Below are 22,867 nucleotides of genomic sequence, written 5' to 3' on the forward strand. Positions count from 1 at the left end.
TAATGTGTTCAGATAAAGGATATTTTTCAGACGGCGTCTGACAGCACCTTATCTATATTCGAATTAACATCAACTTCTTTGCCGGAAAATTTGAACCCTTCGTCAAAAGCCGGGGCGTCTTTTTTATAAAACACTCCGAGACCTATCGGCGCGTCATTGTGATAATCCCATTCTCTTATTTTTTTTAACGCTTCGGAATAATCAGCGGGATTATGGTCCTTCAGCTCATACACCCTTTTATCGTAATATTCATACATATTATAAAATGTGGCGCATACCTGGAGTATATCCAGTAAAGCGAAACCCTTATGGTTTACGGCTTCCTTAAAAATCTTCTTCAGATGTTCAATGCCGTGTGAAAAACCGCGGGCGATAAACGTCGCGCCGGCGGACAGCATAAGCTCAAGCGGATTTATCGGCATTTCAAGCGAGCCGCGCGGAGTGGACCGCCCTTTAAATCCCATCGGGGATGTCGGCGCGCATTGCCCCGTGGTAAGCCCGTAGACCCGGTTATCATGTATGATCATCGTAATATCGATATTCCTTTTGGCCGCGAATATCAAATGCTCAAGGCCTTCCCCGTACGCGTCCCCGTCGCCGGCAAAACCTATTACTTTCAGTTTCGGGTCGGCAAGTTTTATTCCCTCAACGACAGGTGTCGCCCGCCCGTGAATCGAATAAAAGCTGTTCACATTGACATAGTCAACGATTTTGGCGTGGCATCCGATTCCGGAAACCAGAACTACATTATCGAGAGGCGTTCCCTCTTCCCGGATACTTTCCAGAACCGCCTTTATTGAATTTAAAATCGAAAAATTACCGCATCCCGGACACCATGTGTTTTTCGCGTAAGTTCCCGGCTCCTGAACGGACATGATATCATCTCCTGTCTGCCGCTATGCAGACTTTGACTTTCTCTTCCAGCTCTTCCACCGTAAACGGCCTGCCGTCATATTTCAATATTTTCTCATCAACCGAACATCCGTATTTGCCGATAAGTTCCGACAACTGAGCGGTGGCATTGTTCTCGACATCTACTAATCTCTTTACCCCTTTCAGGGCATCCCTGAACCGTTTTGCCGGAAAAGGAGAAAGCACAATCGGCTGGATTACTTTTAACCCGAGAGTTTCCGCAACCTCCAGACATACCCCTTTATTGGAACCCCAGCATAATAGCGCGGTTGAAGCGTCTTTGTTCCCGTGCACTTTCACGGTGTCGTAGTTATACAGTTTTTCTATCAGATATTTTTCTTTCCGCAATCTCTTCTCATACATGGAAACAACCTCTTCCGGGTCTTCGGTGGTTATACCGTATTCATCGTGTTCATAACTATTCACCTTGACGACCGCGCCTTTGGCGGTCGGAAAAGCCAAAGGAGATACACCGTTATCCGTATACCGGTATCTTTTGTAATCGCCTTTGCCGTCCCACGCCGGGATCTCTTCCTGCCGGATATTTCCGGCTGTTTCCCCGCTGAAACTGAACGCCCCCTCGCTTAACGTTTTATCGGAAACGATAATAGAGGGAATCTGATATGCCCATGAGATATTTAAAGCGGTTCCCGACCAGTAATAAGCTTCTTCCGTATCGCCGGGAGCAACGACAAATCTCACAAATTCTCCGTGGCCCGCGTTTAAAATAAAATTTAAATCCGCCTGCGCCGTATAAGTGGGAATACCCGTCGAAGGCCCGGGGCGCTGGGATACAACAATAACTATGGGTAACTCCGCCATGCCCGCCAGGCTGAGAGATTCGGTCATAAGGCAAAAACCGCCGCCGGAAGTCCCTACTGCGACCCGCCGGCCTCCATAAGAAAAACCGAGAGCCATTAGTATAACTCCTATTTCACTTTCAGGATGTATGACTTTCAAATTAAACTTATCGGCCCTCTCAGCGAGAAAATGAAGAATACCGGATGAAGGCGTCATCGGATAGGCGACATAAGCCCGGAGTCCGCTCTTAACAAGTCCCAGGCCTATCATCTCATTTCCGGTAAGAACCGGAAGGCTTTCTCTGTTAAGCGCTTCCGTCTTTTCCTCTTCTTTCGCGTTTTTATAACCTTTCTCTGCCAATTTCAAATTTAAATCCGTATCTTTCAAAACATTTTTCTTTATCACTTTTTTCAAAATCTCATAATCGATTCCCGCCGATTTGGCAAATGCGCCGACAATAACAGAATTACGCATAATCGGTTTCCCGCCTTCTTCTTTGACGATTTGCGACAGCTGGAGCCCGAGCCCCGCGGATTTTACAGCGTCTGAATCATAAATTATATTATTTTCATCCCTGAGTCTGTCCCTATGTAAATCCACAGTATCCTGATTTATAGCGAGAATGTAATCCACCTTCCGCCGGTGGGCTGATATTTTCTTGTCCGAGGCTCGGATAACGGCAAAGTTATGTCCGCCGCGGATAAGAGAGGGATAATCAAAATACATATATACAAAATACCCCAAATTGGAAAAAAGGCGCGCCAGCAGTATTCCTGCCTGGTTAATGCCGTCTCCGGCCTTACCGCCTATAAGGACCGATATCTCTTTCATCCGTTATTCCCCTTCAGACACCCGCCATCTTATGTTCCCTGACTTTTTTCAACGACTCAATCAATTTTCCCGCTTCTTTCCTGGTTAGCCTGTTGATGCTTCGCTTATGATAATACTTATTACGGTCCATCTTATTTCCATTCTTTACTTGCCATATATCTTGCCGCTTTCAAAAGGGCTATACAGCCCTGCCCCGCCGCAATAGTATACTGGTATTCATGGACCGAGGTGCAGTCGCCGGCGGCGAATATCCCCTTTACCGACGTCCTTCCATGGCAATCTATAACCACATGCTTATGGCTGTCCAACTCCAGAAAGCCCTCTAAAAACGCCGTGGCGGGCGCCCTGCCTATCTCCACTATTATGCCTTTAACATCCAACCGGTGTTTTTTTCCGCCTTTTTCATATACAAGGCCTGTTACGGTCTTATCTCCCGTAACTTCGGTTGTCCTGGCCTCATTAATAATTTCAACATTCTTATAAGAAGTGACTTTCTCAATCAAATACTCGTGGGCGTCGAAACTTTTACCGATATTCACAAGATATATTTTTTTGGCGATGTCTTTTGTGAAATCAACGCCTTCAAGGGCTGAATTCCCTCCGCCGATAACCGCTATATCCATGCCCGAAAAAAGAGGGCCGTCGCATATGGAACAATAGGTAACCCCTTTGTTGGCATATTTGCTTTCTCCGGGAACATTCAGCTTTCTCGGTTTTGACCCTGTGGCGATAATAACGGTTTTTGCTTCGTAACTTCCCTTATCGCTTATAACCCTGAAATTTTCTCCGTCTTTCTCTATCTTTTTTACTTCCTCGCCCGTATTGATTTTTACATCATTGAATTCGAGTTGTTTTTCAAACATGGAATTGAATTCAAAACCGTCGGTTTTCACGATACCGGGATAATTCAGGATTTCCCCCGACTCCATAAACTGTCCGCCGAATTCCCTGGCAATCAGAAGGAATTTCATCCTTTTTCTCGAGGCGTATATTGACGCCGTACAGCCGGCTATACCGCCGCCGATTATTATTACCTCATACATCCCTGGATTTCTCCATTTGTTCAACCATAGCGCCGTATTTCCCATGAATCAGCGACGCGTCAAATTTCCGGAACTCTTCAAGCATATCGTCTTTCTCTTCCCTGCTGAAATAATCCATGCAGGGGAGAAAAAAATGTTTGTCTTCTTTTTCGATATGTTTTGGATAAAACGCCGCCAGCGCTTTCATGCTGTTTAACGCGTCAGCCTTTGCTTTCTTATCGCCTTTCCCGTATCTGTCGCCGGCTTCCTCAAGTTCCTTAAGCGTCTTTCTCCCGTATTTATGTTCGGCGATAAGCTGATTCACCATCCGGAAATGCTCCTCTGAAAGTTCTTTTTTAAGGAGCTCTTTGAATAATATATCCTCTTCTTTCCCGTGATGACATTTGTCAGCGTAAGTCCTGATAAAATCAACCGCTTTTTTAATGAAAAGCGTGTTTAACTCCGAACCCGCCTCAAGGTTCTCCGCCTCTTTCCTGAGCGCGGCTATCATGCGTTCTATAAGCCTGTGCTCTATCATCAACGGCCCGGCGGGCAGAATCTTGCCTCGCGCTTCTTCCATGTGCTTTAATCCCTTTTCTGTTTACCCGATAAGTTATGACTTCAATTTAACGCCGGATTATTTTTTGGCGGATTTCTTCGCTTTGGCTTTAACGCTTTTTTTCATCGGCCTTCCGCAGCACCAGATTGTAGTCGCCGATGCGCCGCAGGAATCAACTATCACTTCCCTTCCGCAGGGTATACACGCCAATCTTGAACCTTTTTTCAATTTTTTCACTGCCATTTTACACCTCCTTTTATTCATCTTTTTCCGCAAAAATAACTTCTTAATTTTCATCGTCCTGCATCGCTGAATCAATCAAATCCAGCAAAGATTCGTCATTAAACGGTTTTTGCAGAAAACCTTTCGCCCCGGCTCTCATTGCGCGCTCGCGGTCATCGGCTTCCGCATAGGCGCTGATAAAAATAACCCGCATATTATAATGCCTGTCATTCAATATCTTTTGAAGTTCAAAACCGTCCATACCGGGCATGCGGGCATCCAGAACCAGAATACCCTTCGTATCCTGCGGAACGGAATCCAGAAAATTCCGGGCGCCGTTGAATGTCTCTGCTTCATACCCTTCGGATTTCATAAGGCGGCTGAGCGCTTTTCGCACAGAATCATCATCGTCAACCACATAAATTTTCAGTTTTGTATTAACCATTTACCAATAAAAATATCAAATCTGATAAATGATGTAAATTAGACCTTAGTCCAATACACAAAAACTCTAAACTCGAAACCCTAAACTCTAAACAAATACAAAAAAGCTTAAAATCCAAAATATAAGTTTTGAGTTTTGAGACATTGGGTTTTGGATTTGTTCAGGGTTTTACCTGGCTGGTGTTATCCCGGCTTTTTCAGCAAGGCGGACGAGTTCGGCAACCGATACAACCCGCATCTTCTGCATTACACGGCCGCGATGGACCTTAACGGTTTTTTCAGTAATAGCCATTTTGGAGGCGATCTGCTTGTTCAACATACCAGTAATTACCCAGCGCAGGACATCGTATTCCCGGGAAGTAAGGGCGTCAATCCGGTGTTGAATTTCTTTTTTCTCCGATCGGTCTTTTCTTATTCGGATATCCTTCTCTATTGCCCGGTCAATCGCGGAAAGAAGGTCTTCTTCATCAAAAGGTTTAGGCAAAAAATCCACGGCTCCGTCTTTCATAGCCTGAACTCCCATAGGAATGTTTCCGTGCCCTGTAATAAATATGACAGGCAGCAAAAACCCTTTTTCGGCAAGTTCCTTTTGCAGGTCGATGCCGCCCTGTCCCGGCATACACACATCAAGTATTAAACAACAGGGGCCGTCATAGGGCTCGCTTTGCAGGAATTCTTCCGCCGAGGCAGACACTTCCGCCCTGAGTCCCGCTGATTTAACCAGCCTTTTCAGGCCCTTGCGGACTGAAGGGTCATCATCAACAATAAATATCATCGGGGAAGGTTTTCCCATTTTTCATCTCCTGTTTTTACCTGTCCCGCCCGTTAAGGACGGGTAAAGTAAAATAAAACGACGCTCCTCCGCCGATGTTATTTTCCGCCCGCAGAGCCCCGCCGTGAGACTCAATAATCGTTTTATTGATTGAAAGCCCCATGCCCATGCCTTCTTTTTTAGTGGTAAAGAAAGGCTCGAACAGGCGGTTTATGTTTTTATCATCGATTCCGGTTCCCGTATCTTCAATACCGACAGCAACAAACTTGCTGTCTTCCCTCATTGACCGTACGCATAATTTTTTCACATCCGAGTCTTTCATCGCTTCACAGCTGTTAAGCGCAAGGTTTAAGATAACCTGCTGTAATTGTATGCGATCGCCCTTCACAAACGGGATATTCTCATCAAGTTCACTGTTTAACGATATGCCTTTTATTATCAAATCACTGTGTAGAAGAGAAATTACTTCCCTGATAATAACGTTGATATTTAATATCTTAAATTCGGGATCAGACTTTCTCAACAGCGCCCGAAGCCTGTTGATTACTTCGCTGGCCCGTTTGTCGTCTTCGATAATATCGGAAAGTATTTCCCTGAATTCATCAAGGTCGGGGTTTTCCCTTAACAGGAACCGCCGCGCCGCCTGGGCGTTGCTCATAATCGCCATAAGCGGCTGATTAAGTTCATGCGCTAACGCCGCGGTAAGCTCTCCCATCGTAGTTACCCGCGAAATATGCGTTAGTTCATCCTGGAGTTTACGAACACTTTCTTCTTTACTCCTGAATTCGGTGATATCCTGAACAGTCCCGACGCCGGTAACGGCTTCCCCTTCCTCATTAAGCTCTATCTCAGCCTTTGCCACAACCCACTTTATTCCGCCGTTGACCACTATCCTATGCTCAATATCACAGGATTTTTTCTTCTCAAGAGCGTCTTTCCAAATTCTATCTACATATTCCCGGTCATCGGCATGGACAATCTCAAGAAATTTCTCATAATTAACCGTTGTCCCTGAATCCAAACCGAATATACGGTATGTCTCATCCGACCATTTGAATATATTGTTCGCTATATCAAGGTTCCAGCTCCCGATATGAGCGACTCCCTGGGCTCTTTCAAACTCATCCTTGATAATTCTCAAGACCTTATTCGCTTCTTCAAGTTCCCGCGTGCGCTTTCGCACGCGTTTTTCCATTTCATCACGCGATTCTTTAAGAAGTTTCTGGATCTGCTTTTGCCGGGTAATGTCGATACCGTATAAATTGATGTAGCCCTGTTTCGTGATAGGCGCGAAAGAAAAATTAAAAACCTTTTCTCCCGCTTTTATTTCAGTTTCTTCTATCTTGCCCGCGATAAAAACTTTTTTAATCACATCAGAAAGATTATCAGGCAGAATCCCCCCGATTTTGGTTTTCCACTCTTCCAGCAGCGGCGCGCTTGCGTTGTTGGCAAAAATAACCCTGCAATCCTTATCAACCCGCAGCACAGGGGATGGATTTTCCTCGGGAAAACGGGAAAGTTTTTCGATATCCGCCGCCGCCTCTTTTCGCGCGGTAATATCCTGTGTCGTGCCGAAACCTCCGAGAAGTTTGCCTTTTTTATCAAATTCAAGCTCCGCCTGTTCTCTCACCCATTTTATCTTTCCGTTCACTATAATGCGGTGTTCGATGTCATAAGGCTCGCCGCGCATGGCCGCGTTCCATTTCGTATCAACGTATTTGCGGTCATCAGGATAAACGGCGGAAAGAAAAGTTTCATAGGTCATTGTTTTATCTTTCTTTACGCCGAAGATACGGTGATTTTCTTCCGACCAGGTAAGTTCATTTTTATGGACATCAAGCCGCCAGCTTCCGAGATGAGCTACCGACTGCGCGTGTCTCAGGTCTCCCTCTCTTTCCTGCAGATCCGCAGTCTTCTCTTTGACCAATTCTTCCAGATGTTTTTTATGCTTATTCAACTCCGTCTCGGCGCGCTTGCGCTCGGTGATGTCAATGCCCATCTCAAGGATCATTGTGGAACCGTTCGCCTCAGGAAACGGATAATCGTAAATATCATAAACACGCCCGTCCGGCCCGTTCCACTCCCAGCGGTGCGGAGCGTTTGTCTTCAGAACTTTGTAAGTTTCGCACTCGTCACAGGGTTCTTTTTTGTTGAAGAGAAACTCGTAACAACGCTTTCCGTACGATTCGCCGAACCGTTCGCGGAAGATTTTGTTGGCAAAAGGCACGCGGTAATCCTTATCAAGCAGGACAACATAGGCGGGCAGAGCTTCAAGAACGCTGTAAAGGCGCTGGCGTTCCATTACAAGCTCTTTTGTCCTTTTCTTTACTATATCTTCAGGTCTATTTTTCATGTTTGTCTCTGCCGCCTGTCTCATTAAAGTTGTAGCATTATATGACAACTAACAACATCATACCGGCATATGGATAAGATAAAGAAGAAATATCATTCAGCCCCCCAGCCTAATTAACAGGTAAATATTTTAACACAGGATATCAGGTGTTACAACGGAAAGGAGCGCGGAGATTTAAACTGAAAAATATCCGCGGCAATACGGCGCGGTCGAAAACGTCTTGACATAATCAAAGAATGCTTCCAATATATGATTTAAAGGCTGTATTTATAGGGGGTATGCGCCTTGGCTGAAAAACAAAAAGTTTTTTCCTTCTCTAAATTCCTATTTTTCGCCGCGATTATTCTTATCCTTGTTATTTCCATTATCATCATAAAAGCGCCCGCAATTTTATCCTCCGGCAAAGGCAAAGATTTTCTGCTGGGCGCTATCAACAGAAAAATCCCGGGCTCCATCAACATTGAATCGCTGAACCTAAGCTGGAAAAGCGGTCTGGAAATAACAGGCTTCTCCCTGAAAGACGGGGAAACCTCGATTGTATTCGGCAGTTTAAAAACAGAGTTATCCCTCCTGGATTTAATATCCGTAAAAAAATTAGACTTCGGAAAAACACAGATGCGGGACATCTACGTAAAAATATATTTAGACGGCATAAAAGAACTTCCGGGAAAAGAAGTTACAGCGGTAAAAAGCCATGAGCAGGAAAAAGTTTCAGGACAATTCATAATCCTGCCCCGGTCTTTTTCAGGCGAGATAGAAATTGAAAATGCCAACATAATGATATCAGGGCCGGATATTAAACCGGCGCGTTTCACGGAAATCAGCGTGAAACTCTTTTCAAAACCGGGCCGGAAGATCTTCAGTTTTTCAACCAGAGGAAAAGCGTCACAGGATAAATTATCCGGTTTCTTCGATGTAAAAGGGAGGCTGGAAAATCTTAAAGATATCATGGATTTCGACCTTTCAAGCGCAAAAGCGGAAATTAACGCCACTTTAAAGTCCGTACCTACCGAAGGCATAGATTTCCTGCTTAAAACCGACGGCTTATTCGAAGCCGCTTTCGGCAGCAACCTGAATCTTGAAACATCCGTATTAACCGGCGCGGGAACAGCAAATGTTTCTTTTAAGGCCGATTCCCCTGATTTTTCGGCTGATTTCACTATGGAGCTAACAGATGAAAGTATCAGATTATTAAAAGAAGCAAATATAAAATGCTCCGTATCCCCGGTTCTTTTCAAAAAAATCGTCAAGACCGCTCCGTTCCGGCTGAAAAACAAAACCGGAGTGGAAGCAACCATAACTAAACTGGAAGTCCCTCTTCGGGGGCGCGCCGGAAATCCCCTGTCAATCCTTTATGCCGCAAAACTAAACGCTGAAATCCGCGCTTCAAAACTGTCTTTAGCCGGCGTAAACGATAAATACACCCTGACCCTGGACCCTTTAAGACTTGCCGTATCAGGCGAACAATTGGGCAAAAAAACAATTATAAAAGCAGACTGCCGCCTTTCAGGACCCGGTTCGCTGGATAAAGGGGAAATATCATTTGACGGCGTCGCAAACAATATTCTGAAACCGGAAGGCCTGTTTAACAAAGAAGGTTTTTCGATAAAATTCAACTCAGGCATCGACGGGGTATCCGTAAAAGAATTAGACCGGCTCTTTGACACAGACCGGTTTCTTGCCACAGTCATGGGAGAGACTTTAAATATAAAAGCATCGGCGGAACTGCAGGATATGAAAGGCCCCGTTAATCTCAGTATTGAAGGCCTTAACGCGAATGCCGTGATACCGGCATACCTTAATGAAGGATATCTTTCGCTTCATGACAACATACGGGCAGAAATAAAAGTTACACCCGATTTAGGAAGGATAATCTTAAAAAATATCAATCCTCTGCTTATAACCGCTGTCAGCGCGAAAAAGCCTATCTCCGTTAATATCAGCCGGGATGAGTTTTATCTTCCTCTGAAAAACTTTTCAATCAGTAACGTCACTGTGAAAGAAGCCGTTGTCGAGCTCGGCGAAATAACGCTTGATAACGGAGGCATACTGAGCCCGCTTGTGGCATTTTTGAAATCCACTTCCGGGCAGGCTATGACCGCGAGCTTTACGCCTTTAAGGGCAAGCCTCCGTAAAGGAACAGCGCGGTATTCCAGGATGGATACAATCCTCGCGAACAGTTTTCATACTGTTACATGGGGAACAATTGATATCTCAAATGATAAACTCGATATAATACTCGGGCTTCCGTCAGATACTCTCGATAAAGTCTTTGACCTGGAAGACCTGCCCGAAGATTATATCCTGGAAATCCCTATCCGCGGCTCAACCGCAAACCCGAAAGTCGACTGGTCGAAAGCCGCGGCAAAAATCGGCACTCTTTTCCTGAAAAAGAAAATAGACGAAGAGGTCCCCGGATTAGGCACAGCGATAGACGGGCTCTTTAATAAATCCGGCAAAGATGACAACTCTGAAGACAATTCCCCCGGCTCCATACTTATAGATTCACTCAATAAATGGCTTGAGAATCAGGATTAAGTAGTTAGTAAAATAGGTGTTTGCAGTTTAGCCACGTTGTGTTATATGACGTGTTGTACATAACCACGTCACGATAACACTCACGTGGTCCCCATTTAAACGATATGTTGTTTGCTTTTCTATCTGTGTGTATCTGTGTTATCTGTGGTTACTATTATTTTTTAACTATCTATATGTTTTTGCTTTTCTATCTGTGTGTATCTGTGTTATCTGTGGTTACTATTATTTTTTAACTATCTATATGTTTTTGCTTTTCTATCTGTGTGTATCTGTGTTATCTGTGGTTACTATTATTTTTTATTTTTTCATATTTAGTATTTACGTCTTTCGTCCTATGTTTTAATCGTCCCACGTCCTACGTCCTACGTCCTTCGTTAAAAGGCATCCCGCATTTCATAGACTGGTGCATACGAAGTTTCTTCGCGTTATCTTTGAATTCCTCAAATTTAGCTTTCTGCTCATCGGTCAGGATACTTTCTATCTGGCTATCCGTTTTATCTTTGACAGCGTCTAATTTGCCTTTGAATTCTTCCCTGGCAGTTTCTATTTCTCCCTTATTGGCCTCAAAAATAGCTTTTACCTGTTTTTTCTGTTCATCTGTAAGGTCGCACTTCTTCGCCATTATATTTAAAAACATCTTGCCCATTTTTTCGCGCCTTTCTTCCCTGTCTCCGGGCTCCATATCGCCGCGGCGCATCTCGCCCATCATTTCTCCGGGGCCTCTGTGACGGTTTCCCCGGCTTTCATAATCGGGGCGGCCTTCTCTTTGAGCCGACATGTTTTTCAACATCATAAGTTTCTGGAATTCGCTGTGTCTCGCGGAACTCTGGATACCTCCGGCAACCAGATATCCGCCTATCCCGCCCACCAGGAGGGTCAGAATCATAAGAGCAACCAGAATAATTTTTGAGTTTTCCATATTTTTCTCCTTAGTTAAGGGTTAACCTGAATACATCATATTCAGACAGGTTTTCGGTTTCCAAAACAATTTTTTCGTTGGAAGTATAGTTGCCGGCCAGCAGGACTTCTTCCAGCGAAACGGCTCTTTCCTCAAAAAGGCCTGAAAAAGAAATAAGGCCTAAGATCAATAAAACCATAGCCGCGGCGGGAACCAGCTTCAAAGCCAGCGGCCTGACATTAAATATCCAGCCTGAAGTAAAACGGTTTTCTATTTTTTCCATTATCTGAGAGGTAAACTCATCTCCTGCTTTAAGAGGCGCGCCGCTTTTTAAAGAACCTTTAACCGTTTTCAGGATTTCGATTCGCTTTTTGCACTGAGGGCACCCGCAAATATGGGCTGACATTTCTTTTTCCGCAGAAACTTCCAGTTCCCCGTCAAAATATCTGTCAATCAGTCCGGAATATTTGCATTTCATTCTTATTATCCCTTTATATAATCTTTTAAAATCTCTTTTAACCTTGCTCTCGCCCTTGACAATCTCGACTCCACCGTACCCACCGGACGCTTAATAACATCCGATATTTCCCTGTATGAAAGCTCCTCGTAATCCCTTAAAACCACAACCGTCTTAAGCTTCAGGGGCAGCCTTTCCACCGCATCATTTATAATATCCCTTAATTCCGCCTTTTCGGCTGTATCTTCCCGGCTCGCGATTACATTTTCATTCAGGAACACGGTCTTTAACTTATTCTTCCTTATGTGATTGCAGGCCGTATTATAGGTAATCCGGTAAAGCCAGGTCATAAATGAAGCTTCTTTTTTAAAAGAACCGAGTTTCACATAAGCCTTGATAAAACTTTCCTGGGCTACATCCTGAGCCGCCTCATAGTTATCCAAAAGCTTATAAGCTATGTTCAGCACCTTATTTTTATGTAAATCTACGAGCCGGCCAAAAGCTGCCTTGTTCCCCTCTTGCGCCTGCTCAAGCAGCTGCTTCTCTTCCGTCATCTGAGGAAATTTCCTTTTTCAACCAGTTAGACACCGACCTGCTTATTTTATTCCCTTTTATTTTAACTTTTAATCCTTACCATTTCCAGCCGGCTCCGATCGAGATTTGTTTTTCTCCTTTTGATACGGCGCCCCGCAGAAAAAGCTCGCCCCGGTCTTTCAATATTTTCCTTGAAAGTTTGACATCCATTCCCAGGTCTTTCCCCTGTTCATTTTTCAGTTTAAACTCAAGATTGCCGTTTTTGCCCAGTTTACAGCTTGCCCCGAAAACAATCCGCCTGAGCTCTCCCTTTTCATACGGCATTTCAAAGAGAACACCCAACTTTTCATTTACCTTCCACTGCCCGAAAAGAGTTATCCTCTCTCTGGAAGGGACACCACCTATGCCTATCTTATACTCAAGGCCCCTCGCAAGAGGTTTCCCCAACCCCACCTCAAAATCAAACTGTGAACCTATCCTCTTATTTAAAACGTATAAAAGCCTGTGCTTTTGTGTAATATCCCAATGCCCTTTAAAGGTTACAGTCTTTGTTTCTTTTGTTTTCGTTTTTAAGTGAACCTTCTCGTAAGTATATACAACCCGGTTATCTTTATTGATAATCCAGCCGCCTTTAAAAGTTAATGCGCCGCTTTCGCCCTTTTTACTTTTCAGATTGAACGTCAGGCGGTTATATTTATCGGCCTGCCAGCTTCCTTCCAGGTTTAAAACATATTCCCTCGGCCGGCCCGACATATTCTTCCCCGCGGCGGAAAAAGCGAGTTTATTCGCTTTCGCGTCTTTTATCTCGCCTTTTATCGTAAGTTCATCTCCGGCGCTCCGGCCGTGTTTTTCATCGAGGGTAAGGACGAGGTCGTGATTTTCGTCCAGAGACCAGTTCCCCGAAAGCCTGATATGCCGGGGGATGGAAGAGTCCTGCGGTTTTTTCGCGTGGTAGATAAAAGTGTTTTTCCTGTCTATCTCGATTCTGCCGTCGATAATTTCCCGGTATTTGGGAACATTTGATTTTTTCCCAGTCCTTGTGTAGACAAGTTTGTTGTTCGGGTCGATCTCATATGTTATTTTTTCGCTTTTTCTCATTCTGCCGTCTCCGTGAATATATGGATGAAAGTAAAATTGGCTTAGATATTTTAATATTTTAACATGAAAAAAAAGCGGTTACAACGGGAAGGGAAGGAATGACCGGTCAAACAGATATGTTCGCTTTTATCTCGGCTGCGCGCCGCGGCTTGCCCTTTTGCGGTCTATTTCCGTTAAATGCATTTTCCTGAGCCTTACATGCTTGGGAGTTATCTCAACCAACTCGTCATCTTCTATAAACTCAAGGGCAAACTCTAACGTCATCTGACGCGGAGTTATAAGCGTAAGCGCGTCATCGCTTCCTGCCGCGCGCATATTCGTTAATTTCTTTCCGCGCTGGGCGTTTACGACGATATCCGTCCCTTTGTTGTTTACACCGATTATCATCCCCTCATACAACTTTTCCCCCGGATTAATAAAAATTTCCCCGCGGGGCTGCAGATTAAAAAGCGCGTACGCCACCGCATCGCCGGCTGCCTGTGAAACAAGAACACCGCTTTGACGTTTTGGAATATCCCCTTTGTAAGTCTGGTATTCAAGAAAATTCTGGTACATCATGCCGTTACCCCGGGTCATCATAAGAAACTCGCCTCTGAACCCGATTAATGCCCTCGAGGCAACAATAAATTCCATGCGGTTAGTGCCTGAAGATGTTGTTTTTATACTGCGCATCTGGGCCTTGCGGGCTCCAAGCGCCTGCATGACAACACCCTGATATTCGCTTTCCACCTCGATTACAACTTCTTCAACAGGCTCGAGCGTTTGCCCGCCCATTTTCTTCAAAATAACCTGCGGCTTGGAAACTTCCATCTCATATCCTTCGCGGCGCATTGTCTCGATAAGAATGGCAAGATGCAGTTCACCGCGGCCGGAAACCTTCAGCCGCTCGGTTCCCGCGACTTCCTCGACTTTAATGCCGACATTTATCATAGCCTCATGTTTAAGGCGTTCCCGGATATGGCGCGACGTTAAAAATCTGCCGCCGTCCCGGCCTGTAAAAGGGCTCGTATTATGGGAAAAATTCATGGAAATTGTAGGCTCATCTATCTTGATGGCAGGCAATCCTTTCGGATTATCAATACACGCAAGCGTCTCGCCGACTTCCACCCCTTCTATTCCCGCAATCAATATAATATCCCCGGCTACAGCCTCATTTGCGTCAATGCGGACCAGTCCGCGATACTTCATGATCTTAGTTACCTTGCTTTTAGCGATGGTTCCGTCACGCTTCACAAGCGCCACGGGGTCCCCGACACGGATAGACCCGTGAAAAACACGCCCTATGGCGATTCGCCCGACATAAGAATCATAATCAAGCATTGTAACCAGCATCTGGAAAGGCAGTTCAGGGTCAGCTATCGGCGGCAATACCCTGTGCAGGATAGTTTCTAAAAGAGGTTTTATGGAATCTTTCGGTTCGTCAAGGTCGAGAGTCGCGTAACCTTCCTTTCCCGAAGCGTAAACAATCGGAAAATCAAGCTGTTCTTCGGAAGCGTTCAGCTCGCAGAAAAGGTCAAATGTCATATCCGCCACTTCATTCGGGCGGGCATGCGCGGAATCAAGCTTATTTATCACAAGTATCGGTTTTAAATGCAGTTCAAGCGACTTCTTCAAAACAAATTTAGTCTGCGGCATAGGCCCTTCAAAAGCGTCAACAAGAAGCAACACGCCGTCAACCATCTTAAGGATACGTTCGACCTCGCTGCCGAAATCAGCGTGCCCGGGCGTATCAACAAGATTAAACTGCACCCCTTTATACTGGAGAGAAGCGTTTTTAGAAAGAATCGTAATCCCTCTTTCCCTTTCAAGAGGATTCGAATCCATTATGGTAGTCTCGCCGGCTTTAAACTCATAAGCGCCTGTATATTTGAGAAGAGCATCCACAAGCGTGGTCTTCCCGTGGTCAACATGCGCTATAATCGCGACATTCCTTACATCTTTTCTTCTTTTCTGGTTCGGCATATTTTTCAGTTTCTCCTGTCCGCGTTACTGTTCCGCATAAAAAAGGCCCGGCTGTTTTGCAACCGGGCCCTATATGTATCAAGGTTATACCTTTACTACATTTGCGGCTTGAGGACCTTTAGGACCGTCTTCAACTTCGAACTCGACTGCCTGTCCTTCGCTTAAGCTCTTAAATCCGTCACCACGGATTACACTGTGATGTACGAAACAATCTTTACTTCCGTCATCCGGCGTTATAAAGCCATAGCCTTTTTGATCACTAAACCATTTAACTTTACCTGTTACCATTACTTACCACCTCACCTTCTTATTAGATTTTAGTAAATAACGGCTGAAACAAAAAAAACCACAAGGCGAACTTTATTTTACCTTGCGGTCCAAATACTTCCATTCCTTTATTTACTACTTGGGTCAGAGTGTACCCTACCCCCGCGCATTTGTCAAGTACATTCTGAAAAACAAAAAACTTTAAGAACTTTTTTATGCTTTTTAGGATTTTGTGCTTTATGTCCCTCGTCTTACGTTTACGCGTCCTTCGTTTTTCGTTCTACATAAACGGTGTTTCGGTTATTGAATGATTTACTTACCGGGCAGAATATGATATAAGAATAAGACATATTTTCGGAAGAAGAAAACGAGGAATAAAAATATTATGACAAAAAACGCAGGAACAAATGTTTCTTTTGACGGGCTGGGCATCGCCCCGAAAACACTCGAAGCGCTGGACCGGTTGAAGTTTACCCATCCTACACCCATCCAGTATAAAGCTATCCCCGTTGCCATAAACGGCACAGATATCATCGGGGTGGCCCAAACCGGCACAGGCAAAACACTGGCTTTCGTAATCCCCGTCGTCCAGCGTCTTTCCCGCAGCAAGGGTAAGTGCCTGGTGCTCGTTCCCACAAGGGAATTAGCCATGCAGGTAAACGAGACTTTCCGGAAGATAGCTCCCTTATTCGGCATAAAGACCACCGTCATTATCGGAGGAGTCCCGATACGCGCCCAGCTGAATGAACTCAGGAATAACCCGCGCGTCATTATTGCCACGCCCGGGCGGCTTGTCGACCATATGAAACAGAAGACAATACGTCTCAATGACGTTGAAATCCTTATTCTGGATGAAGCCGACAGGATGCTGGATATGGGTTTCAGGCCGGATATAGAACGCATTCTCAGGTTCGTCCCGCAAAACAGGCAGACTATGCTTTTTTCAGCGACGATACCCGAAGAAGTCGTGTCGATAGGGACAGCTCATATGAAACTGCCCATCCATATCGAGGTCGCGCCGTCGGGAACCACCGCGGAACGCATTATTCAGGAGTTATTCATCGTAAAAAAAGAGACAAAAAAAGAACTGCTGGGTAAACTTCTCAACCAGTACCGCGGTTCGGTATTGCTTTTTGCGCGGACAAAAAGAGGGGCAAACAAAATAAAACGACTGATAACGGGAATGGGATATAACGCGGCGGAGATACATTCGGACCGAACGCTCGCCCAGAGGAAAGAAGCGCTTGAAGGTTTTAAACGGGGCAAATACAGGATACTTGTCGCGACCGATATAGCGGCGAGAGGAATAGATGTTGTCGGTATAGAAACAGTGATAAACTACGATATTCCGGACGACGCCGAGAATTACGTGCACAGGATAGGGCGCACAGGGCGGGCCGGGCATGAAGGGCGCGCTATCTCGCTCGCCACCCCGGAACAGGGCAAGGAGATACGCAATATCGAGAAGATTATAAAGGCGGCCCTGCCGGTCTCGGAACATCCCGAACTTCCGGGCGAGAAATTCAGGACTCAGACAGTCTTCCAGAGCAGGAACTGGAATTCGTTAAGGAAAAGCCGCAGACGCAGGTGAGATAATACCCGTTATTTTTTTTCTGTCGTGTCCGCTATTTCCCGCTGTTTCCGGAATATTTAACGGCGAGCAGCGTTATATCGTCAGACTGCGGCGCTCCTTCGGAGAATTCATTGACCCTGCTATAGACACTTAAAATTATTTCCTTAATAGTTTTCCGGCGCGCCTCATATACCGCTTCTTTCAACCGCCCTTCATCGAACAACACGTCTTTTTTATTGGCGGCCTCCGTGACTCCATCGGTATACAGGCAGAGAACATCTCCGGAATTAAGCTGTATTCTGTTGGTTCTGTACACCGCCGTTTCCAGAATTCCGACCACAATATCGCTGTCGCCTTTCAGGAATTCAACTTCTTCGCCGGAACGTATAATCAGAGGCAGAGGATGCCCCCCGTTTGAATACAGTATTTCTCCGGTTTTTATGTTTAAAATACCGCAAATAATCGTTACAAACATGCTGGCGCCGTTATCATGCGCGATTCCTTTATTCACCCTGTCCAAAATCTCGCCCGGATCTGACGCGTCTTTTGACATTGTCCTGATCATCGTTATTGTAATCGCCATAAGAAGCGCCGCCGGAACGCCCTTGCCGGAAACATCTCCCGCCACAAAACAGAGCCTCTCATCATCCATAAAAAAGAAATCGTAAAAATCCCCTCCGACCTCTCTTGCGGGTTCAAGTATGCCGTATATATCAAACTCGGTCCTGCCGGGAAACGGGGGAATATCTTCGGGACGATTCCCATCTGGATATCATGGGCAATCCGCAATTCGCTCTGCATCCGTTCTTTTACTGCCGTAGTTTCGGTAAGGTCCCTGATATATTTTTTCAGCGAGTCCCTCATGTATATGAAAGAGTCGGCAAGCATCCCCACTTCATCTTTTGATGTGATGCCGGAAAGTTCAAAATCGAGGCTGCCTTTCCCTATATCGCGCGTTGTGGCCGCCAGGATTTTAATCGGACGAGTTATTGACATCGCTATAAAAAACAGGATTATAAAAAGAACAGCCAGCCCGAAAAAGCTGAGCGCAAGCACCACGCGGTTGAGCCTGTTGATATCGGAAAGAAGCTCTTCGCGGGGAAAAATGACTCCGAGAGACCATCCTGAAGATGATAACGGCGCGTATGAAAGCCATGATTTTTTCTCGTTTACCATGCTGAAAAAAGAAACGAAATCATCCTCTCCCTTAACCATGCTTCTTCCTATTTCGCGTAATTGCGCGTTCCCTGTTTCTTCGGCTAAGCTGAAAATCGTTTCATTCATAATTAATTTATTGTTGGGATGGGTGACAAATATCCCGTTCCTGGAAATAAGGAACCCGTATCCGGATTTCGCGATTTTAATCGAAGAAACCATTTCCTGAAGCCACATCAGCGAAATATCCGCGGTTACAACACCCGCAAACTTCCTCTCCCCGCCCACATTCCGGTAAAACGGGACAGAATACGTGGCCATAAGGATATTCCCGCCGCCTTCGTCATAATACGGTTCGCTCCAGGCCGGCGTTTTGATTTCTTTCGGTATCTGGTACCAGTCAAGGTAAAAGTACTGGTAAGATTCGCCGCCCAGATACGTTAATTCCGGCTTATCTTTTTTCTTGCAGTAATAAGGCGCGAAATACAGCGATTCAGGCTCAAACGCGTATGCTTCGAAAGAAATTGTCGCGCCGTAGATCTCGGCATTAGACTCAACCGCCGAATAAAGTATGTTCAGCAGTTCATTCTTATCGAAAGTATTGTATTCAAGCAGTGATGCGACTCCCTGGGGAACTTTCTGAATCCTGTACAATATCGAATCAACTTCATTTACGGTGGCGCGCGTCAGGTTTTTCGCGTTTTCAGATATGTTCTCCGTAATCATCCTCTTTGAGAATAAATAGTTATATCCGAATATCCCGAGAAAAAGCGCCGAACAGCTGATAAGAATATATGCTATAAGCTTAAAGGCTATGCTGTTATATTTCATCGGGTTACCGGCAGTCCTTATAAAAATCGCTGAATTCAGGAACGGATTTTATCAATCCGCTTTCCCTGAGACAATCTGAAACATATATATAGTCGCTTTCCGATAATAGCCCGGATGGTTTCGCGGAATTTCCGTCTGTCATCAAATCTTTCATCCTTTCAAGCATCCATTTCTGATGGGCCCTGTTCGCGGGGATATGGGCCGCTTCCATATATTTCACTATGATGTCGAGCGCTTCTTCCTGATGCTCAAACGCGTATTGCCATCCCTCAAGCGACGCTTTTACAAAAGACCGGCACATCTGCGGGTTTTTTTCAAAATAATCTTTATCGGTATAAACCCCGTCTTCGGGAAAATTGAGCCCGTAATCATAATAGAAAAAAGTGGTTAACTCTCCCGCGTCATATCCCGAATTCAATATTGTATGATATTCGTTGTACCACATCGCCGATACGACATCAACACCGTCGCGCAAAAACAGGTTAACCGAATAGGATTGCGGGATAACATTTACCGTCAAATCAAACTTCCTGAAAAATTCGAGAGGCTGTATCCGGAATATATCGCCCCACAGGCTTACCTTCCTGTTGTTAATATCCTCCGGCTTATATATTCCGCTCGACTTTTTAGCGATAAGCATCAATGCCGATTTCTGCATCATTTGCGCGATATTCACCATCTCCGCGCCCCTGTCGTTTTCTCTTATGGCGCTGGAAAGCCACAAGGTCACGAAATCAACGCTTCCGTCTTCCAGCATCCGGGCCGGCTGGCTGTCGGGCCCGCCCTGTATAATGGCGATATCCAGTCCGTATTTCTTATATATGCCTTTTTCATACGCGACATAATATCCGGCAAACTGGGCCTGCGGAGACCACTGCGGCAGAAAAGATGCTTTTTGAAAAGTTGTTTCCGCTGAGGAAAGAGGGGTTGCCGCAAAAAACAGCGCGCAGATACACAACAGTATTTTACGCTTCACCGGAAAATCCTTCCTTAATTTTATCGTGGAAGTTATTTTAACACAGCAAAGCGGATGTTACAAAGAAAAGAGGCTTGTGGTTCTAATACAAAAAAACAGGCGCGATAAAAATAGAGAAAAGCTAAAATCCGAAATCCTAATATCTAAATACTAGACAAACCCTAATAACCAAAACTCCAATATTTAAACTGATATTTTGAATTTTGAAAATTATTATTTCGATATTGTTTCGCCTGCCTGCCGGCAGGCAGGGATTTCGTGCTTCGAATTTAGGATTTCTGCTTGCTTGTAGCAGGTGTTTCGAATTTATATCTTTCTAATAAAAAGAAGGACGGCTAAGCCGGCGCTCAACAGAAACCACGAACCCGGTTCAGGAACAGGCTGGACATTCGCTATGGTATCGCCTTCCAGGTACAGATAAAAAGAGCCGGTGGCGTCGAAATTCTTTGCGGCATGCGCTCCTCCGGCAAGAAGATCTCCCATATCAAAATAAGGCCAGATGCCTGTTCTCATATTGGCTATCAAACCGCTTGTGTTATCAAATTCTCCGTCATAACTGCTCAGGGAAACAGTCCGGGCGCCGTCGCTGAAGTATTTATTGGTTGTATCCCAGTTCAGTTGTGTCCCGTCTAAAAGAAGAACAACGTTCAGGACAAGGCGCGAATCAAGGAAGTTTTCCGCCGTGGAGCCGTCATTCCATACTTCAACGGAATGATTGGTCCCCGCCTGATTCCATATCCAGTTGAAAGACGGATATTCCCCGCCGTTATAATTAAAGAGGTTTACCAAATCCGCCCGGGCGGGACCGGCAGTCATAACTATCGCCGCGCCAACTAATAAACCCAAAATATATAGCTTCTTCACTCTCCTGCCCCCTCTATCGAAACGTTTTGTTGCGTGACCTACAATTTAGCATATATTAAGAGAAAGTCAAGGGGGGATGTTTTGGGCTTTCCGTCTTTCGTTAACAGGTGTCCCACGTCTTTCGTTTTTTTTGCTTAATATTCCCGCCCGAGGCGGGCAAGTGTTTAGTATTTCGGATTTAGAGAAAAAGGCGGTGTCAGTCCCTATTTAAATAGGTGTCTGTCCCTAATTAAAATAAAATCTGTTTGTAATTTTAGTTATTTGAAATTAAATATTGTTTTGAATTTTGATATTAGGATTTTAATATTATTTAGGATTTTGGATTTAGTGCTTAGGATTCCCGCCAGAGGCAGGCAAGTGTTTAGTATTTCGAGTTTAGGGTTTGTGTATTGTTTAGTATTTAGGATTTAGTGCTTGGAATTTGCTTTAAAAGGGGTATCTGTACCCATTTTCACTATATTGCAAGATCCGTCTTTTCATCATCGAATATAAGTTCCGGCTTAACATAAAGAGCCGTACCGAATGTAAGGGGTCCGACACGTCCGATATACATCATCAGGATAATCACCAGCTTGCCCAAAGCAGTCAGCGTGCCGGTGATACCTAAACTCAATCCCACCGTACCCAAAGCTGAAGCCGCTTCAAAAAATATGTCTATAAACGTGCCGTTTTCTGTCAGCGTAAGCAGATACGTGCCGATAATCAGAGCCGAGATATAAAAACTAAGCGTAGCCACTGCTGTCCTGACACGGTCTTCAGGCACCGCCGCGCCCAGGATACGCACATTTTTATCGCCCCTGATGGCGCTTTTCATTAAACCCCAGATCGCTGAAAATGTTGTAGTCTTTAAACCGCCGCCCGTACCTGACGGCGAAGCGCCGATAATCATCAGTATACAGATGAGCATGATAGCTGATTTTGACATAGTGCTGACGGTAACGGTATTAAATCCCACGGTAGTAAGCGCGGTCATTGACTGGAAGAAAGAGAACAGGATCCTGTTATTCGGGCCAACCCCTCCTCCATAGCTTTCAGTTAAAAACATTAAAGCTCCTCCGATTACCAGAAACCAGAACGTTATCGAAAGAATGACTTTTGTGGTTAACGTCACATGCTTCACCTTGCCGCGAATAAGCCGCCATACGTCTACACTTACAATAAATCCCATAGCCCCCATGATACTTAACCCCGATATAATAGCATTGAGCCCGAAATTATCTGCCAGGCCTTCGAAGCTGTTGGGGAACAGACTGAAACCTGCCGTACAGAAAGCCGATACGCTGTGGAATATTGCGCTCCAGGCCGGATTCTCCACTCCTGCGCGCCGAAACACAAAAAACAGGCCTATCGCGCCCAGGAACTCTATTATGGAGGAAAAACTTATCACGCTTACAATAAATTTCTCTATTTTGAAATTTTTCGGTATGCTGAATACCGTTTCTGCCACATTCTTTGTCCTGTCATCCAGGTATTTTTTAGTGGATAAAATAACGAAAGAACTGAAAGTCATGTATCCGATACCGCCAAGCTGGATAAGCACAAGGATAACCAGCTGCCCCCAAAAGTTATAGTCGTTAACCACCGTGACCGTTGTCAGCCCAGTTGTCGAAACAGCGGATGTGGCAGTAAAAAGATTATCAAGGACAGGGACATAATTTTTATGCATGAACGGCAGGCATAGAAGGATAAAACCTATAAAAATATAGGACATATATCCCATGACTACCAACCGCACCGGATTAGCTCTCCTTAATTTGTAAAGAAAACTTTTAAAATAATCCTTCATAAAAACTCTCCC

General features: G+C 45.0%; 21 protein-coding genes. 2 read left to right on the plus strand and 19 right to left on the minus strand.

Going from position 1 to position 22,867, the window contains the following annotated elements; all coding sequences use genetic code 11:
- Nucleotides 1–26: 26 nt before the first annotated feature.
- The 8 genes from M0R36_00935 to M0R36_00970 all read right to left on the minus strand — a co-directional run bounded on the left by M0R36_00935 (nt 27) and on the right by M0R36_00970 (nt 7,916).
- Entirely contained in the window at nt 27–875 is an 849-nt protein-coding gene (locus M0R36_00935) for a thiamine pyrophosphate-dependent enzyme (protein ID MCK9554373.1), read from the minus strand.
- 4 nt (nt 876–879) lie between these two features.
- On the minus strand, nt 880–2,544 hold the full coding sequence (locus tag M0R36_00940) for a 2-oxoacid:acceptor oxidoreductase subunit alpha (protein MCK9554374.1): 1,665 nt from the start codon (nt 2,542–2,544) through the stop codon (nt 880–882).
- Between the two features lie 131 nt (nt 2,545–2,675).
- Nucleotides 2,676–3,587: an FAD-dependent oxidoreductase gene (locus tag M0R36_00945; GenBank protein MCK9554375.1), complete on the minus strand. Its 912-nt coding sequence runs from the start codon at nt 3,585–3,587 to the stop codon at nt 2,676–2,678.
- Nucleotides 3,580–4,146 (minus strand): hemerythrin domain-containing protein, encoded by a 567-nt coding sequence (locus tag M0R36_00950; protein ID MCK9554376.1) that lies wholly within the window; start codon nt 4,144–4,146, stop codon nt 3,580–3,582. Before M0R36_00950 ends, M0R36_00945 begins: the two co-directional genes overlap by 8 nt.
- A gap of 57 nt (nt 4,147–4,203) precedes the next feature.
- Nucleotides 4,204–4,368, minus strand: coding sequence for a hypothetical protein (locus M0R36_00955; GenBank protein ID MCK9554377.1), 165 nt, complete (start codon nt 4,366–4,368; stop codon nt 4,204–4,206).
- Between the two features lie 43 nt (nt 4,369–4,411).
- Entirely contained in the window at nt 4,412–4,792 is a 381-nt protein-coding gene (locus tag M0R36_00960; protein ID MCK9554378.1) for a response regulator, read from the minus strand.
- A gap of 168 nt (nt 4,793–4,960) precedes the next feature.
- Nucleotides 4,961–5,584: a response regulator gene (locus tag M0R36_00965; protein MCK9554379.1), complete on the minus strand. Its 624-nt coding sequence runs from the start codon at nt 5,582–5,584 to the stop codon at nt 4,961–4,963.
- 16 nt (nt 5,585–5,600) lie between these two features.
- Nucleotides 5,601–7,916, minus strand: a complete 2,316-nt coding sequence (locus M0R36_00970) for a PAS domain-containing protein (protein MCK9554380.1) — start codon at nt 7,914–7,916, stop codon at nt 5,601–5,603.
- Between the two features lie 285 nt (nt 7,917–8,201).
- On the opposite strand from M0R36_00970, the gene M0R36_00975 reads away from it, so the two are divergent.
- On the plus strand, nt 8,202–10,454 hold the full coding sequence (locus M0R36_00975) for a hypothetical protein (GenBank protein ID MCK9554381.1): 2,253 nt from the start codon (nt 8,202–8,204) through the stop codon (nt 10,452–10,454).
- 355 nt (nt 10,455–10,809) lie between these two features.
- Here the strand turns inward: M0R36_00975 and M0R36_00980 are convergent, their stop codons facing one another.
- The 6 genes from M0R36_00980 to M0R36_01005 all read right to left on the minus strand — a co-directional run bounded on the left by M0R36_00980 (nt 10,810) and on the right by M0R36_01005 (nt 15,691).
- The gene (locus M0R36_00980) at nt 10,810–11,373 is read right to left on the minus strand and encodes a hypothetical protein (protein ID MCK9554382.1); all 564 of its coding nucleotides are present in this window, start codon (nt 11,371–11,373) and stop codon (nt 10,810–10,812) included.
- 10 nt (nt 11,374–11,383) lie between these two features.
- Nucleotides 11,384–11,830: a hypothetical protein gene (locus M0R36_00985; protein MCK9554383.1), complete on the minus strand. Its 447-nt coding sequence runs from the start codon at nt 11,828–11,830 to the stop codon at nt 11,384–11,386.
- Nucleotides 11,831–11,835: 5 nt separating this feature from the next.
- Entirely contained in the window at nt 11,836–12,363 is a 528-nt protein-coding gene (locus M0R36_00990) for a sigma-70 family RNA polymerase sigma factor (protein MCK9554384.1), read from the minus strand.
- 76 nt (nt 12,364–12,439) lie between these two features.
- The gene (locus M0R36_00995; protein ID MCK9554385.1) at nt 12,440–13,441 is read right to left on the minus strand and encodes a hypothetical protein; all 1,002 of its coding nucleotides are present in this window, start codon (nt 13,439–13,441) and stop codon (nt 12,440–12,442) included.
- 126 nt (nt 13,442–13,567) lie between these two features.
- A complete protein-coding gene (gene typA, locus M0R36_01000) occupies nt 13,568–15,403 on the minus strand; it encodes a translational GTPase TypA (protein MCK9554386.1) in 1,836 nt (611 codons plus the stop codon).
- A gap of 84 nt (nt 15,404–15,487) precedes the next feature.
- On the minus strand, nt 15,488–15,691 hold the full coding sequence (locus M0R36_01005; protein MCK9554387.1) for a cold-shock protein: 204 nt from the start codon (nt 15,689–15,691) through the stop codon (nt 15,488–15,490).
- Between the two features lie 364 nt (nt 15,692–16,055).
- Between M0R36_01005 and M0R36_01010 the strand changes: the two genes are divergently transcribed.
- Nucleotides 16,056–17,261, plus strand: coding sequence for a DEAD/DEAH box helicase (locus M0R36_01010; GenBank protein ID MCK9554388.1), 1,206 nt, complete (start codon nt 16,056–16,058; stop codon nt 17,259–17,261).
- A 34-nt stretch (nt 17,262–17,295) separates the two neighbouring features.
- Here M0R36_01010 and M0R36_01015 read toward each other — a convergent pair whose 3' ends face one another.
- From M0R36_01015 to M0R36_01035, 5 genes are all read right to left on the minus strand, one after another.
- Nucleotides 17,296–17,895 carry a serine/threonine-protein phosphatase gene (locus tag M0R36_01015; GenBank protein MCK9554389.1) on the minus strand — a complete coding sequence of 200 codons (600 nt, stop codon included), beginning with the start codon at nt 17,893–17,895 and terminating at the stop codon, nt 17,296–17,298.
- Nucleotides 17,811–19,229: a HAMP domain-containing protein gene (locus M0R36_01020; GenBank protein MCK9554390.1), complete on the minus strand. Its 1,419-nt coding sequence runs from the start codon at nt 19,227–19,229 to the stop codon at nt 17,811–17,813. Before M0R36_01020 ends, M0R36_01015 begins: the two co-directional genes overlap by 85 nt.
- Nucleotides 19,230–19,233: 4 nt before the next feature.
- Nucleotides 19,234–20,205 (minus strand): ABC transporter substrate-binding protein, encoded by a 972-nt coding sequence (locus tag M0R36_01025; protein ID MCK9554391.1) that lies wholly within the window; start codon nt 20,203–20,205, stop codon nt 19,234–19,236.
- A 306-nt stretch (nt 20,206–20,511) separates the two neighbouring features.
- A complete protein-coding gene (locus tag M0R36_01030; GenBank protein MCK9554392.1) occupies nt 20,512–21,069 on the minus strand; it encodes a PEP-CTERM sorting domain-containing protein in 558 nt (185 codons plus the stop codon).
- A 454-nt stretch (nt 21,070–21,523) separates the two neighbouring features.
- Nucleotides 21,524–22,855, minus strand: coding sequence for a potassium transporter KtrB (locus M0R36_01035; protein ID MCK9554393.1), 1,332 nt, complete (start codon nt 22,853–22,855; stop codon nt 21,524–21,526).
- Nucleotides 22,856–22,867 lie beyond the last annotated feature (12 nt).

It is taken from the genome of bacterium (assembly GCA_023228325.1).
In the GTDB taxonomy this organism is placed as follows: domain Bacteria; phylum Auribacterota; class UBA6266; order UBA6266; family UBA6266; genus UBA6266.

Excerpts from the sequence above, each read along its gene's own strand:
- M0R36_00935 (MCK9554373.1), bottom strand. The coding sequence starts at position 875 with ATGTCCGTTCAGGAGCCGGGAACTTACGCGAAAAACACATGGTGTCCG.
- M0R36_00940 (MCK9554374.1), bottom strand. The coding sequence starts at position 2,544 with ATGAAAGAGATATCGGTCCTTATAGGCGGTAAGGCCGGAGACGGCATT.
- M0R36_00945 (MCK9554375.1), bottom strand. The coding sequence starts at position 3,587 with ATGTATGAGGTAATAATAATCGGCGGCGGTATAGCCGGCTGTACGGCG.
- M0R36_00950 (MCK9554376.1), bottom strand. The coding sequence starts at position 4,146 with ATGGAAGAAGCGCGAGGCAAGATTCTGCCCGCCGGGCCGTTGATGATA.
- M0R36_00955 (MCK9554377.1), bottom strand. The coding sequence starts at position 4,368 with ATGGCAGTGAAAAAATTGAAAAAAGGTTCAAGATTGGCGTGTATACCC.
- M0R36_00960 (MCK9554378.1), bottom strand. The coding sequence starts at position 4,792 with ATGGTTAATACAAAACTGAAAATTTATGTGGTTGACGATGATGATTCT.
- M0R36_00965 (MCK9554379.1), bottom strand. The coding sequence starts at position 5,584 with ATGGGAAAACCTTCCCCGATGATATTTATTGTTGATGATGACCCTTCA.
- M0R36_00970 (MCK9554380.1), bottom strand. The coding sequence starts at position 7,916 with ATGAAAAATAGACCTGAAGATATAGTAAAGAAAAGGACAAAAGAGCTT.
- M0R36_00980 (MCK9554382.1), bottom strand. The coding sequence starts at position 11,373 with ATGGAAAACTCAAAAATTATTCTGGTTGCTCTTATGATTCTGACCCTC.
- M0R36_00985 (MCK9554383.1), bottom strand. The coding sequence starts at position 11,830 with ATGAAATGCAAATATTCCGGACTGATTGACAGATATTTTGACGGGGAA.
- M0R36_00990 (MCK9554384.1), bottom strand. The coding sequence starts at position 12,363 with ATGACGGAAGAGAAGCAGCTGCTTGAGCAGGCGCAAGAGGGGAACAAG.
- M0R36_00995 (MCK9554385.1), bottom strand. The coding sequence starts at position 13,441 with ATGAGAAAAAGCGAAAAAATAACATATGAGATCGACCCGAACAACAAA.
- typA (MCK9554386.1), bottom strand. The coding sequence starts at position 15,403 with ATGCCGAACCAGAAAAGAAGAAAAGATGTAAGGAATGTCGCGATTATA.
- M0R36_01005 (MCK9554387.1), bottom strand. The coding sequence starts at position 15,691 with ATGGTAACAGGTAAAGTTAAATGGTTTAGTGATCAAAAAGGCTATGGC.
- M0R36_01010 (MCK9554388.1), top strand. The coding sequence starts at position 16,056 with ATGACAAAAAACGCAGGAACAAATGTTTCTTTTGACGGGCTGGGCATC.
- M0R36_01015 (MCK9554389.1), bottom strand. The coding sequence starts at position 17,895 with ATGGATGATGAGAGGCTCTGTTTTGTGGCGGGAGATGTTTCCGGCAAG.
- M0R36_01020 (MCK9554390.1), bottom strand. The coding sequence starts at position 19,229 with ATGAAATATAACAGCATAGCCTTTAAGCTTATAGCATATATTCTTATC.
- M0R36_01035 (MCK9554393.1), bottom strand. The coding sequence starts at position 22,855 with ATGAAGGATTATTTTAAAAGTTTTCTTTACAAATTAAGGAGAGCTAAT.